Origin of the sequence: Kitasatospora sp. NPDC058406 (genome assembly GCF_042722765.1) — a bacterium.
Classification (GTDB): Bacteria; Actinomycetota; Actinomycetes; order Streptomycetales; family Streptomycetaceae; genus Kitasatospora.
In genome coordinates, this window is record NZ_JBHXKE010000499.1 from 1 (window position 1) to 1484 (window position 1484).

General features: G+C 67.0%; 1 protein-coding gene. It reads right to left on the reverse strand.

Annotated elements, in window-relative coordinates; translation table 11 throughout:
- On the reverse strand, positions 1–1484 hold a 1484-nt coding region (arc, locus tag ACFWOG_RS40840; RefSeq protein WP_380364821.1), incomplete at both ends, for a proteasome ATPase.

Sequence of the window (1484 nt, forward strand, 5' to 3'; positions counted from 1 at the left end):
CGCTCGCCCTTCTTGCCGGAGATCCGGGCCCAGTCGTCCGGGTTGGTGGTGTTCGGCAGGTCCTCGTTCTCCTTGAACTCGTCCACGCAGGCGTTGAGCAGGTGGGCGACGCGCAGACCCCGCTGACCGTGGTCGAGGAAGGCCTTGATGGCCATCTTCTTCGCCCGGTCGACGATGTTCTGGATCATCGCGCCGGAGTTGAAGTCCTTGAAGTACAGGACCTCCTTGTCACCGTTGGCGTAGGTGACCTCCAGGAAGCGGTTCTCCTCCGTCTCGGAGTACATCCGCTCCACCACCGACTGGATCATCGCCTCCACCGTGGCGCCCACGGAGCCGTCGTGCTCCTTGAGGTCGTCCGGGTGGAACGGCAGCGAGCCCTTGAGGTACTTGGAGAAGATGTCCTTCGCGGCCTCGGCGTCCGGGCGCTCGATCTTGATCTTGACGTCCAGGCGGCCGGGCCGCAGGATCGCCGGGTCGATCATGTCCTCGCGGTTCGAGGCGCCGATGACGATGACGTTCTCCAGGCCCTCCACGCCGTCGATCTCGGCGAGCAGCTGCGGGACGATGGTGTTCTCCACGTCCGAGCTGACACCGGAACCGCGGGTGCGGAACAGCGACTCCATCTCGTCGAAGAAGACGATGACGGGGGTGCCCTCGCTCGCCTTCTCCCGGGCCCGCTGGAAGACCAGGCGGATCTGCCGCTCGGTCTCGCCGACGTACTTGTTGAGCAGCTCGGGGCCCTTGATGTTGAGGAAGTAGCTCTTCCCCTGGGGCCGGCCGGTGACCTCGGCGACCTTCTTGGCCAGCGAGTTCGCCACGGCCTTGGCGATCAGCGTCTTGCCGCAGCCGGGCGGGCCGTAGAGCAGCACGCCCTTGGGCGGGCGCAGCTCGTACTCCTTGAAGAGGTCGGCGTGCAGGTACGGCAGCTCGACCGCGTCCCGGATCAGTTCGATCTGGTTGGCGAGGCCGCCGATCTGGCGGTAGTCGATGTCCGGGACCTCCTCGAGGACGAGCTCCTCGACCTCGGACTTCGGCACGACCTCGTAGACGTAGCCGGAACGGGGTTCCAGCAGGAGGGCGTCCCCCGCCCGGAGGGTGATCTCGCGCAGCGGTTCGGCCAGGCGCACCACCCGCTCCTCGTCGGTGTGGCCGACGACCAGGGCCCGCTCGCCGTCCTCCAGGACCTCCTTGAGGGTGACCAGGTCGCCGATGCTCTCGAAGGCCATCGCGTCCACGATGTTGAGGGCCTCGTTGAGCATCACTTCCTGGCCGCGCCGCAGCTCGTCGAGCTCGACGTTGGGGCTGACGTTCACGCGGAGCTTGCGGCCACCGGTGAAGATGTCGGCGGTGCCGTCCTCGTTCTGGCTGAGGAACACACCGAATCCGGCCGGGGGCTGTGCCAGCCGGTCCACTTCCTCCTTGAGGGCCACGATCTGGTCGCGGGCCTCTCGCAGGGTGGAGGCGAGCCGTTCGTTCTGGGCGGT